Annotated in this window: 14 protein-coding genes; 10 read left to right on the top strand and 4 right to left on the bottom strand. The window is 52.5% G+C overall.

The window, feature by feature from the left end; genetic code table 11:
* The first annotated feature begins 141 nt into the window (after positions 1-141).
* The 4 genes from C7T94_RS07755 to C7T94_RS07740 all read left to right on the top strand — a co-directional run bounded on the left by C7T94_RS07755 (position 142) and on the right by C7T94_RS07740 (position 3,824).
* Entirely contained in the window at positions 142-834 is a 693-nt protein-coding gene (locus tag C7T94_RS07755) for a response regulator transcription factor (RefSeq protein WP_107214815.1), read from the top strand.
* Positions 824-2,185 carry a HAMP domain-containing sensor histidine kinase gene (locus C7T94_RS07750; RefSeq protein ID WP_107214814.1) on the top strand — a complete coding sequence of 454 codons (1,362 nt, stop codon included), beginning with the start codon at positions 824-826 and terminating at the stop codon, positions 2,183-2,185. Before C7T94_RS07755 ends, C7T94_RS07750 begins: the two co-directional genes overlap by 11 nt.
* Positions 2,186-2,400: 215 nt before the next feature.
* Complete coding sequence (locus C7T94_RS07745; protein ID WP_107214813.1) at positions 2,401-2,883, top strand: hypothetical protein; 483 nt, start codon at positions 2,401-2,403, stop codon at positions 2,881-2,883.
* Between the two features lie 11 nt (positions 2,884-2,894).
* Positions 2,895-3,824 carry a bestrophin family protein gene (locus C7T94_RS07740; protein ID WP_107214812.1) on the top strand — a complete coding sequence of 310 codons (930 nt, stop codon included), beginning with the start codon at positions 2,895-2,897 and terminating at the stop codon, positions 3,822-3,824.
* A gap of 79 nt (positions 3,825-3,903) precedes the next feature.
* Here C7T94_RS07740 and C7T94_RS07735 read toward each other — a convergent pair whose 3' ends face one another.
* A complete protein-coding gene (locus C7T94_RS07735) occupies positions 3,904-5,223 on the bottom strand; it encodes an alpha/beta hydrolase (protein ID WP_107216000.1) in 1,320 nt (439 codons plus the stop codon).
* Between the two features lie 245 nt (positions 5,224-5,468).
* Here C7T94_RS07735 and C7T94_RS07730 point away from each other — a divergent pair, with 245 nt between their 5' ends.
* The 6 genes from C7T94_RS07730 to C7T94_RS07705 all read left to right on the top strand — a co-directional run bounded on the left by C7T94_RS07730 (position 5,469) and on the right by C7T94_RS07705 (position 11,188).
* Complete coding sequence (locus tag C7T94_RS07730; RefSeq protein WP_107214811.1) at positions 5,469-5,672, top strand: hypothetical protein; 204 nt, start codon at positions 5,469-5,471, stop codon at positions 5,670-5,672.
* Positions 5,673-5,820: 148 nt separating this feature from the next.
* The gene (locus C7T94_RS07725) at positions 5,821-6,153 is read left to right on the top strand and encodes a hypothetical protein (protein ID WP_107214810.1); all 333 of its coding nucleotides are present in this window, start codon (positions 5,821-5,823) and stop codon (positions 6,151-6,153) included.
* 70 nt (positions 6,154-6,223) lie between these two features.
* Complete coding sequence (locus C7T94_RS07720) at positions 6,224-8,611, top strand: TonB-dependent receptor (RefSeq protein WP_204353238.1); 2,388 nt, start codon at positions 6,224-6,226, stop codon at positions 8,609-8,611.
* A gap of 1 nt (position 8,612) precedes the next feature.
* A complete protein-coding gene (locus tag C7T94_RS07715) occupies positions 8,613-9,455 on the top strand; it encodes a DUF4625 domain-containing protein (protein WP_107214808.1) in 843 nt (280 codons plus the stop codon).
* 10 nt (positions 9,456-9,465) lie between these two features.
* Complete coding sequence (locus C7T94_RS07710; RefSeq protein ID WP_107214807.1) at positions 9,466-9,936, top strand: DUF4625 domain-containing protein; 471 nt, start codon at positions 9,466-9,468, stop codon at positions 9,934-9,936.
* 10 nt (positions 9,937-9,946) lie between these two features.
* Entirely contained in the window at positions 9,947-11,188 is a 1,242-nt protein-coding gene (locus tag C7T94_RS07705) for a hypothetical protein (protein WP_107214806.1), read from the top strand.
* A gap of 276 nt (positions 11,189-11,464) precedes the next feature.
* Here the strand turns inward: C7T94_RS07705 and C7T94_RS07700 are convergent, their stop codons facing one another.
* The 3 genes from C7T94_RS07700 to C7T94_RS07690 all read right to left on the bottom strand — a co-directional run bounded on the left by C7T94_RS07700 (position 11,465) and on the right by C7T94_RS07690 (position 16,407).
* Positions 11,465-12,193, bottom strand: a complete 729-nt coding sequence (locus C7T94_RS07700) for a hypothetical protein (RefSeq protein WP_107214805.1) — start codon at positions 12,191-12,193, stop codon at positions 11,465-11,467.
* Positions 12,194-12,334: 141 nt separating this feature from the next.
* Positions 12,335-15,148 carry a PAS domain-containing protein gene (locus C7T94_RS07695; protein ID WP_107214804.1) on the bottom strand — a complete coding sequence of 938 codons (2,814 nt, stop codon included), beginning with the start codon at positions 15,146-15,148 and terminating at the stop codon, positions 12,335-12,337.
* Positions 15,149-15,534: 386 nt separating this feature from the next.
* On the bottom strand, positions 15,535-16,407 hold the full coding sequence (locus tag C7T94_RS07690) for a polysaccharide lyase (RefSeq protein WP_107214803.1): 873 nt from the start codon (positions 16,405-16,407) through the stop codon (positions 15,535-15,537).
* Between the last annotated feature and the right edge of the window lie 221 nt (positions 16,408-16,628).

The raw sequence follows: 16,628 nt of genomic DNA, 5'->3' as shown, positions 1-16,628 counted from the left end.
AGACGCTTGTTTGACACTCAATACCTCTTATAGGTATAGCAGAATTCCTGCAACCGGCTATCTGGGCCCCGCGCTTTTCCGCAATTGCGATATTTCTTTTATCTTTCGATCCCGTTTAACTGTCAAACGCCAAGGAACTGCATGAAAATACTCCTTATCGAAGATGAGCCCGGTCTGGTTTCGGTCGTTGTACGCGGCCTGACAGAACTTGGTTTCGAGATCAGCGTTGCTGCCGACGGCCTTACGGGTCTGGATATGGCTTTGAAGCACCGGTTTGACCTCATCATACTCGACCTGATGCTTCCCGGCATGAACGGTATTGCCGTTTGTAAAGAGATTCGCAGTCAAAACACGCAGGTAGGCATCCTGATGTTGACGGCACTCGGAACAACCGAGAACATTGTAACCGGACTTGATGCCGGCGCCGATGATTACCTGGTAAAACCGTTTAAGTTTACAGAACTTGAAGCACGCATCCGCAGCCTGAGCAGGCGGCTTTCAGGCACGCAAAAGCCTGGCAGCAAACTGGCGCTTGCCGGACTTGAGATTGACCTGGAATCAAAGACCGCGCGCAGGAATGGCAAAGCGATCGCACTGACCGCCACCGAATATCGGCTGCTGGAGTATTTCATGACCAATCAAAACAAAGTTTTAAGCCGCATCGAGATCCTGGAAAATGTCTGGGACATCGATTTCAACATGGGTACGAATGTGGTTGATGTATACATTAATTACCTGCGCAAGAAGATAGACAATGGTTATCCCGTTAAACTGATCCATACGGTTTTTGGCATGGGTTACATTTTTAAGGAGGAGAAGCCCGATGACGTTTAAGACCAAGGTTACCCTGCTCTTTTTTTCGATGGCCGCCGCCGGACTAGTGGTACTTAACGCCGCCATTTTTTATTTTGTTTCGCAGTTTAACTTCGAAGATTTTTTCAAGCGCCTGGAAGCGCGTGTCAACATCTCGGCCGAACTGCGCGTGTCGCCAGATGAACGCTCTGCCGTTACCAAAGAAGTCAGGAACAAATACCTCGAAAAACTCGAAGATGAAAAAGACTACCTCATTAAACTGGAGCCCGACGGCAGCTTGCCTGAGACCAAACCCCTGCAGCTTCCCGATGTGTTTTTTAATGCCATTCTGAAGAACAACCGCGCCCGGCATGTCGAGGATAACCGTTTTTACTGTGGGGGCCTGTTCAAAAAGGGGAATGAAAAGTATATTGTTATTGTCGGCGCTTCAGATCCTTATGGGTATAAAGAGATCGAAGAGCTGCGCAAGATCCTGATCATTGGTTTCATCATCTCGCTTGCACTGGTCTACGTCATTGCCCAGCTCTTTTCCTATTACACGATCAATCCGCTCAGAAACATGATTAAGGGTGTGCGCAACATTACTGCAAATAATTTGCACATGCGCCTTGAAGAGAAAAAAGGAAAAGATGAGATTTCAGAGCTGACACAGACGTTCAACAACATGCTGATCCGGTTGGAAACCGCTTTCGAAACGCAGAACAACTTTGTCAGCAATGCCTCGCACGAGCTGCGTACGCCACTGACCATCATTACCAGCGAGACCGAACTGCTGCTGGCGCGTAAAGACCTGCCCGAGGCTGCGCGACTGTCGGCGACGAACATTTTAAATGAAGCAGAGAAACTCAAACACATCCTGACCAGCCTGCTCGGGCTGGCACAAACCGGGTTTGACGGCAAAAAACAGAACTGGCAGAAAATCCGGATCGATGAATTGCTCTGGCAGGTCATTGACCACGCCAAAAAAATCGCGCCCGAGAGCCAGATCCAGGTTAATGCTGAGCAAATGCCCGAAGATGAGAACCGCCTGTATACCGAGGGCAACGTGAACCTGCTGCAGCTTGCACTGAGCAATATCGTTCTGAACGCCTGCAAATATTCGAATTATGCCGAGGTCAGCATCAGCATTACAGAGCGCAACAACTGGATCAGCGTAACAGTTGCCGACAAGGGCATCGGTATACCTGCGGGCGAGCAGCAATTCATTTTTGATCCCTTTTTCCGTGCCTCGAACACCAACAAATTTGAGGGGTATGGCATCGGGCTGCCGCTTACACTGAACATCATCCGCCTGCACAAGGGCTCGATCGGCATCAGTTCGGAAGAAAATATGGGTACCGAAATACAAATCATGCTGCCCCGCGCCAGGTAACGGCTGTCTGGCCTGGCCATCTTTTTAATACTTTTCTTAGAACTCCCGGGGTGTGGAGGGCCACGATCCGTTGAAACCCGGAAAAACTGCATGGCAGCCTGTATTTCAGGTTTCGCAATTCTAATCGGATTCTAAACACCTCCTTAACCGCTTCTAATAAGTAGGGACTACTCTTGTATAAACAAATCAATGTTTCACTTAAAACAGTTTTGATTATGCAAACCGTACTCATTCCAACCGACTTCAACAAAGCAGCGCTCGACTGTATTCCGAATATATGCCATCAGTTTCCGGCGCAGCGCCTGCGTTTCGTATTCGTTCACCTTTTCAAATTGTCAGACTCGATCAGCGACCTGCTTATGTTGTCGCGACGCAGCCGCGAGTATGATTATGTGAGCGACAACTTTCACGAGGAACTGATTGCCCTGCAGCAGCAATTTCTGCAAATCGACAGCGTGCGGATCGAATTTTTTTATGGGAACACCATGAGCATGTTCCGCGATTTCCTCGAAACACAACAGATCACGCACGTCCTGGATCCCTCCTGCTGCCGCATGAGCCGCCTGAACCGCTCAAGCATTGACCCCGCGCCCTTGCTGGCCCGTTGCGGTTTGCCACTGGTTAGCCTGGTAGACATGCCGGCAGCCACTACCGGAACATTCGAGATCAATAAAGAACAATTAGCTGAAGCCATCTAAAATGAAAAGCCATGTTACTTAAAGAAAATATTCCCGTCAAATACATCTTTGGCAAGATCCGCACCGAGATCATCATGGTCACCATTTACGCGGTACTGATTGCCATTGTTTACAACAATTTTCACTTTACCCGCATTTCCATTCCGATAGCGGTACCTACGATCCTCGGTACGGTGATCTCGCTGCTGCTTGCGTTCAAATCAAACCAGGCCTACGACCGCTGGTGGGAAGCAAGAACGATCTGGGGCGCCATCGTGAACGATTCACGCAGCCTGACCCGTCAGCTGCTTACCTTCATTGACACGCGCGGCGATGAAGAGCAAAAACGACTTTTCTGCCAGCGAATGGCCAAAAGGCAGATTGCCTGGTGTTACGCGCTGAGCAGGCACCTGCGTGGCGAAGACCCGATGCAGGGATTGGGCAGGCACATTTGCCAGGAAGACATTGACCATGTAAAACAATACCGCAATGTACCCGTCGGCCTGCTCGAGCTGCATGGCGCCGACCTCAGGAATGCATACAAGCTCGGCTGGATCAATGAATACCAGCAGGTAGAACTTGACCGGACCTTAACACGCTTTTCAAATCAGATGGGCGGCTGCGAACGGATCAAAAACACGGTCTTCCCGGTCACCTACAGCATTTATATACATTTTTCACTGATCCTGTTTATTACCCTCCTGCCCTTTGGCCTGATCGAATTTTTCGGCCTGGCAGAGATCCCGGTGGTCATTGCCATCGGCTGCAGCTTTTTCCTGATCGAAAAAATGGCCATCCACCTGCAAGACCCGTTTGAGAACAAGCCTACAGATACGCCCACTACAACGATTTCGCAAACCATTGAGCGCGATATCTGCCAGATGCTGAAGGAGAACAACATGAACACTTCGCCTCAGGCCTCCGGTTTGCAAAAGCAGTCAAAGGTCTTTTACATCATGTAAGCCAAGACCGTCCTGATCTTGTCCCGGTACCAGTTGTGATTCTTCCTCGTTCCAGATTCGCAGCAGGACCGGGACTTTTTTATTTAGGCTGGCTGATCCAGTTGGCCAGGTCAATAACCAGTGCCGCATCTACGTTCGCTGCCGTCTGGTATTGCGCCATCGTTCCTTTGGCGGCCTGGCTGCTAAACAAATGGTTCAGCGTGGGATATAGTTTCAGGGTCGCGTTCTTCTTTTTACCAAGCGTATTTTCCCATATTTTGTAGTCTGTTTCAGTGACCTGGAAATCGTTTCCACCCTGGATAACCAGGATGCGCTGCTTCAGGTTCTTCGCAAGGGCCACCTGGTCATAACTGTTCAGGTCTGCCCAATATGCGGCGGGCAGTCCAAGAATAGCAGAATCTGCTTTCATGGTGCCGATCTTGCTGATGCGGCTGCGCTCAACCTCTGTAAGCGCCTTTTGCAAACCCGCTTTGGCCTCTGCCGTTGTATCCTTAACCAATGAAAAAGCGTAGCGGTTCTGATCAGCAATGACGTCGGTCAGCTTGCGCGCAGGAGCGGCAGCCAGCACCAGGCCTTTCAGGTCGGGCACGAGCGTTGCTATACGCGGGGCCAGCATGCCGCCAAGACTGTGTCCCAGCAGGTATAACTGTTTAGGGTCAGCGCCTGCCACACCCCTGGCCATGGTCAGTGCCGCAACTGCATCGTCGAGCACTTCTTCTTTTACGGTAAACGCACCGCCAAATTCGTTCTGGTAAATAAGCGTGCGTTTTACATACCTGACGCTGCCGATTCCCTTGCTTGCCAGGCCCGCTGCCAGGTCTTTAAAGGGCTTGTTCGCACCAACGGTCTCGTCCATATCGCCCGGCCCGCTGCCATGTACCATGACGACCATTGGGAAACGTGTGCGGTTTTTTGGTGTTGTAATGACTGCAGCAAGCTGGTGCCCCGGCGTCTGGATGTAAACCTGCTGCTCCTTATAACTCGCCGTATCGGCATACGCCGGAAGTTTATAAGCCGCCGAAGCTGATTTTGGCTGCAAAAACAGCCCGACAATTTTATTGGTCTTGTTAAAAACAACAAGGAAATTCTGTTCGCCCTTTTCAAATTTTCCGTTAACGGTAACCACGAAATACTCATCCTGCGCCCGGCTTTGCACCGCATCGAGCGATTCGGCCTTGCCCATCTCGGCCGCCATACGCGTCCACAACTCTTTCAGATTGGCCTCGGTAAGTTTCGTCTTGACACTTTCATCAAACGCGGCATGTGCCTCCTGGAATTTTTCTTCACGCATGCGATCGAAAAATTCATTGGCGCTGTTAAACAGGGTAATGACGCTTTGCGCGAAAGAGACGCTTGTCAGGCATAAACAGACAAACGTCAGCAGGAAATACTTCTTCATTAAAAACTTGTTGGTTGGAACGTTAAAGTTAACAGGTTTTGCCGGAAATTGAAACATAAACTAAACTGTTAGTAACACCCTGCTGGCTCTCATGCAAAAAATTAGCGCCTAGAAAAGCTCCAACGCTGCCCATCAGCCGGCAATTGCCATGATATTGTCAAACCCCCATATTTTTTATTTTTTTCCGGGCACTGAAAACAAACCTGTCATTTGCGGTGTATTTAGTGTATAACTTTCAGATATTTATGCAAAGCATCCTACTTACGAACATCGAAGAAAAAGAAATCGCCTCCATCCAGTTTCCTGGTCTTGACCTGCTGACCGACAGACGGGCAGATAGTCTTCCAGGTCTTTCAGAAGGAAATGACAGCCGGATGGGCGATAAACTTTCAAAAACCCGCCCCAACAGCACGCTTAGGGCCATTCTAAGGAAAACTAATTTATTATAAAAAGGAACCGCCGGAAACGGCGGTTTTTTTTTGTCGCGTTTTTTGCGTTGCCGCAGCTTCAGTTTCTTCACCTCAGCCAACCATCCAGGGAAAAAAATATCGCAACAAAATTGCATTTAAAGATTATTAAATGCAATTTTGTTGCGCAATGCTACGGAACCATTATCATAGACCACCTCTTCTCCGGCAGTCGGCAGCCATCTTCGTGCTGCTGCTGCTGGCAGCAACCTGGGGTGTCCGTGCATTTCACCACCATGCTGCGCAGCCGAAAAAAGATGCCACCGAAAGCTACGCCGCCTCTGAAGCCTGCCCCCTGTGCGATTACCTGGCCCACCAGGCAGCAGACGGTTTCGACGTGCCGCCGGCTTTGAAGGTCGCGTACTTCCAGGCTCCCGTTTCAACAACGCCTCAATTCATTTTTGCCGGTCCGCCTGCGGCCGAAGTGCAGGCTTTTACCAACAAGGGTCCACCCCTGTCTTAAGTCTTCCGCTTAACTCTTTTTTGCCCGCCGCCGTTGCCTGCGCCTGGCTAATCCTTTTATTTTTTTATTGATGAAGTATTTCTTAATGCTGCTCCTGTGGGCGCTGTCTCTGCATTGTTTTGCGCAGATCCAGGTTTCGGGACAGGTCTCTGATGAAGATGGCGCGCCGCTGGCCGGCGTCGATGTGACTGCCGGCAATGTAAAAACGCGCACTGACCAGGCAGGCCGGTTCAGTTTTATTGCTCCAGGTAAAGACCGCCGGGAAGTGGTCCTTTCCAAACGCGGTTTTCAAACCTACCGTCAGATCCTCGCTGCTGCCGATGCACCGCTTTACCTGCGGATTATCTTGCTGCCCGCAGAGCGACAGCTGCAGGAGGTACAGGTACTGGGCGACCGCGATGCGCGGCTTCGGGAACAGCCGCTGAGCGTGCGTGCCGTAGATGCGACCTTTATTCGCCGCAACCTGGGCGGCAGCATGATGAAAACGCTCGAGCGCCTGCCCGGCGTTAAAACGATCGGCATTGGCTCGGGCCAGTCTAAGCCGCTCATCCGCGGTTTGGGTTTTAACCGCGTTGTCGTTGTCGACAAGGGTGTAAAACACGAGGGGCAGCAGTGGGGCGCGGACCACGGACTCGAAATAGACCAGTTTGCTGCCGGCCGCATCGAAATTGTTAAGGGACCTGCATCATTTCTTTACGGCTCTGACGCCATCGGCGGGACTATACGTATCGAGCCGCCGGCAGCGCCGGCTGCAGACGGCCTGGCCGGTACGTTTACCGGCCTTGCAAAAAGCAATAACCAGCTTATCGGCGGTTCACTGCAAACAGCGCTCCGACACGACAAGTGGTTTGCAGACGGGCGCTTCAGTTACCAGGACTACGGCGATTACCGCGTACCGGCCACGCAGGTCAATGTATACAACTATCCCGTAGCGCTGCACCGGCATCAGCTCAGAAATACAGCCGGCAAGGAACGTGCTGTGCACCTGACTGCAGGCTACCTGGACAGCACCTTCCGCTCCGTTTTTTTCCTCAGCAATACCTGGAACAAGAGTGGCTTTTTTGCCAACGCACATGGACTGGAACCCCGCCGTGTCGACGCGGCTATGCATGACGCGAGGTCGCATGACATACTCCTGCCTGCCCAGCAGGTTAACCACTTTAAACTGCTAAACCGCAGCAGCTGGCAAACAGGCAACCAGCTGTTTGAGGCCGAGCTCGGCTTCCAGCGAAATTTCAGGCAGGAGCACAGTGATTATGTAAACCACGGCTACATGCCGGCAATTTATCCCCGGGAACTCGCTATTCCTTCCGATCTTGAACGGCAGTTTGATAAACAGGTTTACTCCCTGAACTTCCGGAATACCCTGGCTTTTGAGCGGCACCGGCTAACCATCGGGATCAATACCGAGCGTCAGCTAAACAGCATTGGTGGCTGGAGTTTCCTGGTGCCGGCGTTCCGCCAGTTCAGCGCCGGCGCCTTCGCCGTAGACAATTACCAGATCACAGGGCAGTTGCTGCTGCAAACGGCACTTCGTTATGACCACGTTAATTTCAGGAGTTTCGGGTACAGCGACTGGTTTGCCACACCGGTGGGCAGTGAATCGCTGAACTTGCAGCGGGCAGCCGCGCTGGGCCGGAAATTCAACAGCCTGACCTGGTCTGCAGGACTGAGTTACAGCCCCATGCCCTTCTTTGCGCGCCTCAATGTAGGCCGCAGTTTTCGCGTGCCCATTGCCAAAGAGCTCGCGGCAAATGGCGTAAATTACCACTATTTCAGTTACGAGCGCGGCAATTCGCAGCTGGATCCTGAACAGTCTTACCAGGCCGATGCCGGACTGGGCTGGAAAAACTCGGTATGGGACATTACGCTGAGCCCCTATCTCAACTACTTCTCCAATTACATCTACCTGAACCCTACCGCAGACCACGATTACAGCTATGGTGCCGGTAACCAGGTGTTCGCCTACACGCAAAGCCGGGTACTTCGTTACGGCCTGGAGCTTGAATTAAGCCGCAAGATTGGCGGGGGCCGCAGCATCGAAGTGCTGGGCGAATACCTCCATGCCCGCCAGCTTTCGGGAAGCAAAAAAGGATTTTCACTGCCTTTTTCGCCACCGCCTTCTGTCCTTTTTTCGCTGACGCAGGAATTTAACAATGGCAACTGGCTGCGCGATGCGTTCGTTTCGGCAGATTACCGGCTTACCGCTGCGCAAAACAACATCGTTCCGCCCGAGCGGAAAACGCCTGGCTCTGCGGTAGCTGATCTGCGTGCCGGGGCCACCATACTTGCCGGTAAACAGCCCATTGGCCTAAACCTTCAGTTCAGGAATGTTTTCGACACGAAATATTTCATGCACACCAGTTTTTACCGGTTGATCGACCTGCCGGAAATGGGCCGGGATGTCGTGCTGAGCATCAGTATTCCTTTTCATCATCAACATAAAAAGAACCCATAACATGAAAAACATGCGACTGATTGCCCTCTGCCTGCTGGCGGTTTGGATGGGCGCCTGCAAAAAAGAAAGAAACGGGGACCCCGCAAAACCTCTTGTTAACGGTATTGAAATTGGCAGCGGCAATGAAAAAAAGGCCTATATCGGCAAGGATTTTCATTTCGAGGCAGACGTGACCGCAGCAACCAGGATTGCCGCAACCGGCATCTCCATTACACAAAAGCCCGGCACGCCGTACACCGCTTCCTGGAAACTCGAACTCGAGTGGCCTGAATTTAAAGGTGCCAAAAACACAACCGTTCACAAGCATTTCAGTATACCCACCACGGCGCCTGCGGGTGTTTACAACTTTGCCTTCTTTGTGCGGGATGAAAATGGCAGCGAAACGCTGGTAACGGCAGACCTGAGCATCACCGATCCGGCAGACCTGGCGGTACAGCCTGAGATCAACCTGGTGCGGGGGCCCGCTGCCGACCAGCTGTTCAGAACAGGTGAGCCGATCGGGCTGGAATTACAGATTTCCGGCTTACAGGACGATGGCTCCTTTCTCGCCTTGCTGATCTCCGAAACAGCAAACCATTATCCCGAGACGGTTGGCCAGGCCGACCTGGCAAAATCCATCGTGCTGAGTGATGTATCGCATGCCCGTTTACCAAAGAACGCCGTTCTGCCGGTTTCGGCGACGCTGGTAACCGGTGCCGGGACAGACAACAAGCGGCCTGCCGGAAATCCACTGACCGGTGCGCGGGCCTGGCAAAACGGCCGTTACAGCCTCGTGCTGCTGTACCACAATACAACTCATGGCGTACACGCCTATAAAAGCGTACCTATTCGCATTGCATTATAACACCATACACATGAACACAGCAAGTAAAATCATGACTGCCCTCGCCTGCCTGGTGCTGGCCGGCTGCAGCAAAGACGAAACACCGGTCGATACGACCTATCCCGTCATTGACCTGGCCTTTCAGGGTGCATCTCCCCAACAGTGCGGCACATTCAGCCGTGGCCAGAAAATCAGCTTTAAAGCAAGGTTCTCAGACAATGTGGCCCTCGGCTCGTACAGTGTAGACGTGCACCACAATTTTGACCACCACAGCCACAGCACCGAGGTGAGCGATTGTGCACTTGCTCCGGTCAAAGTGCCTGTAAAACCCTATCTGCTCATCCGGAATTTTCCCATTGCCGGTAACCCGGCCGCTTACGAAGCAGTGACGGAGTTCGACATTCCGGCCGATGCGGACCCGGGAGACTACCACTTCCTGATTCGGCTGACCGACCGCGAAGGCTGGCAAACACTAAAAGGCATCAGTATAAAAATCAATTAAAATCCATACCATGTTCCAAAAACACAACCTGAAAAAAATCGCGCTGCTGGCACTGCTGTCGGCCAGCTTTGCTGCCTGTAAAAAAGACGCGCCAGACCCCGACGATCACGACCATGATGATCATGGGAAAGAGTTTAAATACGTGCGTGTGCTCGTCGCAGATGAAAACAGCACGAAAATCACCCAGATTGATCCGGCTGCCGGCGCCTTGAGCAGCTTTGACGGAAAATTCCCGCTTGCCAGCCTTTATGCCACGGCTTCGGGTCGCTATGCGGCTGTACTTTACGGCGCAAACAACCTCGTCGAGGTCTTCGATACCGGCCTGCAGTCGCATGAAGATCATGTTGATGTAGCCAACAATCCGAAATGGGCAGCCATTACCGCATCAGGCATCAGACCTACGCACTTTAAAAGTGATGGCGCAGAGTCGCTCATTTTTAACGATGGCGAAGGTACACTGAGCGTGGCCAGCGAAGCAGATTTTAATACGCCAGGCGCCAGGTTCAGCACCATCAACGCCGGACTTACACCCCACCATGGTGCCATGGCGCAATTTACCAACGGCACCTATGCCGTGACCAAATCGGCGGCGGCAGGTGCATCGCCCACACGGGTCATCGTGATCAGTAAAAGCGGGGCCCAGGTTCATGCATCGACCCTTGAGACCGGCGCGATTCACGGCAACGCAACAGACGGTTCAAACGCAGTTTTCGGCGCCTTCACCAATTCGTCTAACACCGCAGGCGGTGCGCTTGTGGTACGCCAGACAGGCGAACAACGGCTCATTCCTAACCCTGATGGTTTTGGCGCCTTTCGCCTGGGAACCATCCTCTATGCGAAGGCGGCAAAAAAATTCATTGGCTATGCAGCCAACAAGGGTGCTTATCTGATCGATCTGGTGAACAACAGGATGTCGGCCATTTATACCGGCACCGACGCGATACAGTGCAAAACCGACTATGCAGGAAGAAACCTGCTGGTCCTGACACTCGACGGAAAACTGCGCATTTATGACCTCGCAACCGGCACACTGAAGAAAGAAGGCCAGGCCATAACCGCAACCCCGGCCGCGGATACCTACAAACCAGTTCTCGAAGCAACCGGCCGGTTTGCCTACGTTGCTGTGCCTTCGACAGGCGAAGTACACCAGATCAACCTGGAAAATTTCGAAACGACAAAACATAAGGTGAGCGCGCGTCCTGTCAGGCTTGCTGTGCTCGGTTTCGAGAGCAGCGAATCGCATGATCACTAGGCCTGCAGGCCGCCTTAAGGTCATGCTTAATCCGCAAGCGCGAATGGCAGCAACTGCAACCTTCATCATCATTTAACACGCTGTTTACAGCTGCCACGTAGCTTTGCAGCGTAATATTTGGTTAGTATTATAGTTTGGTTAGTTACTAAAGCGCCCGGGTGGATGTCCGGGCGCTTTTCTTTTGCGTAAGCCGGGCTAAGCCGGGGAACGAGGGCTGAAACCTTTGTAAAACCTGGCCGTTCCTGTCAGAGGATGCAGGCAGGCAATGGCCGGAACTTAGCTGCGCTGTTGAAGTTCAGGCCGCCACCACAGTTCGCTACCATCGATGTAGCTGATGCAGATCTGCTGCACCCTGGCCACGTCTGTTCGCACGGCGATCCACAGTTTCCAGGGTACTTCTGCCGCTACCGAAACCACGAAACACACTTGTTCTCCCCAGCTGCCGCAATCAATTGTCTCGGTTCCCGCTACGCGCAATGTAACCCACCTGAAATCTCCGGGCAGGTATGAATACGACTCGTGTGCCAGGAATCTGCCGGAGAAACCCAGTTCCAGCGGACAGGCAGCAACGAGCAACCCCCAGAGGTGCCAGTCAAAAAAAGGTTCCTCCAGTTCAATGCTGAAATTCCCGGAAAGCCTTTCCAAAGGTGCGCCGCCGCCAATTACATACATTTTTTTGCCCCGTACCCAGTTGCTTTCGTAATGCAGATCGGTATGCAGGGCCTCGCCCCTGTTGCCGATCTGCAGGCTGAGGTGCTGCATGGTGTTGCGGTTCACGGTTTCGACCTGCAGGGTCTCCTGTCCGTTGCTGTAAAGAATCCGCTGTTCGCGTTTCAGAATTTCGATGTCGCCCTGACTGTTAATGGATACTTCATCGTACCACATTCCGCGGGGTGTAACCCTGCCGTCCGGCCAGGCGGCCGTCATGCTCCAGGTGTTTTGATAGGCGGGTATCCGCGTGCCGTCGAGGACACCGCTGCCAGGTTTGATTAAGAGTGGTTCCATTGTTTATAATTTGACGCAGGTTGGTCATGCTATATGCCGGATGGACGGCTGCGCAGTTTGTCACAGACCCGTATAGACCTGGATTAAATGCCCGGGATCGGTTGAAGCCCTGTTAACTAAATTTCTCCACAGCGCACAACATTATCCCGCCTGCCCCTTGTCAAGCGGAAGCAGGAAAGTAAATGTCGAACCTTTTCCCCATTCGCTGTCAACATGGATGGAGCCGTTATGGTGCTGAAGAATTTCGGCACAGAGGTAAAGCCCGATGCCAAAGCCTGAAATGGACCGCGTGTGTTCACCTTCGACCCGGTAAAACCGGTCAAAAATCCGTTTCTGGTCTTCAGGCTTAATGCCTGTACCCTCATCGCTTACACTGACCGCCGCATGCCCGTTAATTGCCTTGCAGCTCAGGGTAATCCTGGTGCCGCGGGGTGCATACTTCACGGCGTTGCTGATCAGGTTATTGATGACCTGCCCGATCTTGTTCTGATCGGCCAGGACAGGAAGCGCATCGCAGGGAATAATTTCCAGCTTATGCTCTCGGGCAATAAAGGTAGATTCGGCCGAGATGCGGTCGAACAGTTCATCGAGGTAGAACCGCTCCAGCTGCAGCTTGATTTTACCCGATTCCAGCCGTGACACATCGAGGAAACCATTGATCAGCGATGTCAGACGGATCATCTGGTGATGCACCTTGGCCAGCATCGTGCCTAGCTGGTCGTCGCCGCGTTCTGCTGCTTTTTTCTCCAGCATCTGCACGTAGGCCCGCGCCGATGTCAGCGGCGTCCGCATTTCATGGCTTACCATCGCGATGAAGTCGTTTTTGCGTAGTTCATCTGTTTTACGTTCAGTTACATCCATCATGGTGCCCGAAAAGTGCGCAGGCATATTCTCTTCTGCCGGAAAATACCGGCCCGATGCCTTAAGCCAACAGGTTTTGTTATCCGAAACCCGCCTGATGGGAAATTCCATATCCAATTCGCGGCCGCCCGAAAGCGCTTCTTCAATGGCTTGCATCATGGCGCTGCGGTAAGGTTCGTCAATTTGCCGCATGGCCATTTTGTAGTTCATGTAGGCGTTTTCGGTATAACCAAACAAGGTCTTCAGCCTGCGTGAGGGTACAAACTGCCGGCTGTCTGCATGCAGGTTCCAGGTTCCCAGGTTTGCAGATTCAATAGACATGTTAAACATGCGCTGCACCTGCAGGGAAGCATTCCGCTCGCTGATTGAAGCGGTTACATCCTGAAGAATCACCAGCAGGGAGCTGAACCGGCCCGTCCCGTCCTTGATCGGGTGATAAATGGAGTTGACCCAGGCCTCGCGCATGCCGCCAGGCTGGTAAAGCCGCACTTTAATTTCGTTGTTTACCCGCGTTTTACCGGTGTGCAGCGAATCGAGCAGCCATTCACCGATCTGCTGCCCATCCAGTTCAGGCCTTGCCTCAAGGTGCGGTTTGCCAATGATCTCGATCGCGCTACGTCCCCAGATTTTCAGTATTTCCTCGTTTGCCAGTTCGGTGACCAGGTTCTCCCCGGTCAGCAAAGCCATTCCGACCGGTGCTTTATCGAAAATGCTTTTGAAGCGTTCTTCACTGTCGGCCAGCAGCCTGTAATATTGTTCCAGTTCATCCCGCGCTTCGACGAGCTTTTCATTGGCTTTCAGCAGTTCGCTGTTGGCCTCGATCAGTTCTTCGTTCGTTGCAAGTTGCTCTTCGTTTGTTGCGGTCAGTTCTTCATTAACGGTCTGCAGTTGCTGTTCGCTGTTTTCCAGCTTAAGCCGTGTTTCAACCACTTCAGTAATGTCCATAACGGTCGCCATGATCGCTTCGACGCGGCCCTCCACATCAAACAGGGGATCGTAGGCAAAATTTACATAGATCTGCTCGAGCTCCCCGTTTCGCCTGATCCCAACTGCGATTTCATCCATGGCAACGCGCTGGCCGTTGTCGAAAATGGAGCTCAGTATGGCTGGAAACGGCTGACCAACCAACTCAGGGAAAACATCCATAATCCGGCTGCCGATCATTTCAGCTGCAGACCTTGACCAGATGCGCAGCATGGGTTCGTTGGCCAGTTCGACCACCAGGTCCCGCCCTTTCAGTACAGTCATACCAATAGGCGCAGCCATGACCATGTTTCGCAGCCGGTTTTCGCTATAGGCGATTTGGCGGCGGGCGCGAATCTGGTCGCTCACTTCATAAGCTACGACCATGATGGAAACACCGCCCGAGGTCTCTTTAATTGCCTGGTACACAAAATTGAAGAAATACTCGCCCAGAACGCCGTTCCTCATGATGAGCGCCTTCGTTTCGTTACCCCGGTAGCTTTCGCCGGTACGCATAACGGTATGCAGAATGTCCAGGAAAGGCTGGCCTTTCAGTTCAGGAAGCCCTTCTGCCAATGGTTTGCCAATCACCGAATCATCCTTGCCCCAGAGCTCCAGGATCAGCGGATTGGCCATCGTAATGGCCAGTTCCGGGCCTTCCAGCAAACCAATAGCCATGGGTGCCTGTGCGACCGCTTCGCGAAACTGCTCGCCGGTATGAACAGTGCGCTGGCTGTGCAATACCTGTTCAGTCACATCTGTAGCCGTGTGCACGATACAGCGCATGGAGCCGTCCGTGTATTTTACCGCCCGGTACTCCATGTCAAAATAACGCGCCTGCAAGTCGCCGTTTGCCAGTTGCCCAGCCTGTATTCTTGTCACCGTATAGGTTTGGCCGGTCTCCCAGACCTGTCGCAGGGTTTCCGTTACGCCCTGGTCTTCGAGTTCGGCAACTGCCAATGCGAGCGGCTTGCCGATCACACCTGCGTCCCGGCCCCACAGCCTGAGCATGGCATCGTTTGCCGTTTCAATGACCAGGTTGGCCGATGTGTAGACTGCCGTACCGGTTTTTGAATGCAGGAGAACGTCCAGAAGGTCATCGCGTGTAAGGGCTCGTTGAGAGGTGTTCATTCTTTGATATTAGCGGTCTAAAGTAGTAAATATTTGGCAGTTGAGCGGCGCTGTGCTTCGTTGCACCAGCCCCCAGGAGCCGTTCAGTGGCTTCAGCTCCCTGCCCCTGCTGCAACCGCCGCGAGCCTGGTTCCGCAGGTAATGGCGGTGCGAGCTGCATGGCCGGACGTGGGGGGGGGACAGAAAACCGACTTTGCACTAACAAGGTACACCGGGAATTGTTGGCTAGAAAATTCAAATAAACGCCCGGCTGCGGTAACCCATGAAAGATAGGAGCGCTGGAGCGCGCTGGCCGCCGTAAATGCACTGCGTAAACAGGCGCGCCGCCAGGAAATGGCATAAAAAAACGGGCGATATTTGTCGCCCGTTCCGCTGATGCCTTTCCGCTAGCTGCTGACCTTATTTACAACAAGATCATCGAAGTAAATGTAACTGGTTTGGCTGGACCCCCAAACGGCAACGTCTTTTCCGCCTCGGAAATTATGAAAGGAGAGGCGGTTAATGAGGCGCTGACTGTTATTGGTTGTCCACCGGATAGACTGATCAAGTACGGTTACGCCATTGATGCGTACCTGTACCCAGCCATCCTTATTTGAACCGGTATTGCTTTTCACATACAGGTGCACGTTGTAGGCGGTACCTTTTGCAAGGCTTCCGCTTGCAGGATACGATTTGTTGAAGGTATCGCCGCAGGGGCCAGCCATGTCACGATGGTATACATAGGGCTGAAAAAATACCCGGCTCCCGGTATTGTACCACATCAGGCGCAGGCTGCCGCCGTTGCCATCGGTCGGTACGTCGCAGCCTGTATTGCCTTCTCCGATCAGGAAACCAAATCCGACTTTGCCGCCTCTGCTCCAGTCAAAATCGCTGTGAAAGCGGATCTTGAAATCGGCTTCATAGGCAGACCCGTCAGATATATCGACTTGCGAGATCAACCCGTTGGAAACTGAATTGGGGGCCAGCGTGGCGCGGGCCCAATTGCCCGAGATCCAGGCACGGCCCTCGTTCCAGCCCTGAAGTGTTGCCCCGCCAAAGTCACTGCTTGCTTCGCTGTAGGTAAAGGTGCCGTCAGGATGCGTGAACCCGGTGTTGATGTAACTTGGCCAGACCTGCGCCGTGCTGCCTGTGTTCTTTTCGTTACCCGCAGGTGCCGCCGCCATTTGCTGGCTTTCCTGTTTGCGGCAGCCGGCCGAGATCAGCGCCAGGATCAAAACGGCGCCGAGGCACCAGCCCGATTGTTTGTTGCTTGTTTTCATTGGTTTATAGTTTAAGTTATAGAATTGGCTGAGGCAGATACAGGCGACCAGCTAACTGGCCGCCCTAAGACTGGATACTTCAGGGTCAGTACGACCAAGATACCTGCAAAACCAACAACTTACAAATAAATTTTAATATAAAATACTGTAAATCAATATGTTAACTACAAAAACAATACGTTTTAAACACAAACAGCAGAAAGTTTAACGTGTTGATTTCT

Source organism: Pedobacter yulinensis (assembly GCF_003029735.1).
Taxonomy (GTDB): domain Bacteria; phylum Bacteroidota; class Bacteroidia; order Sphingobacteriales; family Sphingobacteriaceae; genus Pedobacter; species Pedobacter yulinensis.
Note: the sequence above shows the minus strand (reverse complement) of the source record. Positions and strands in the feature narration are given on the sequence as shown.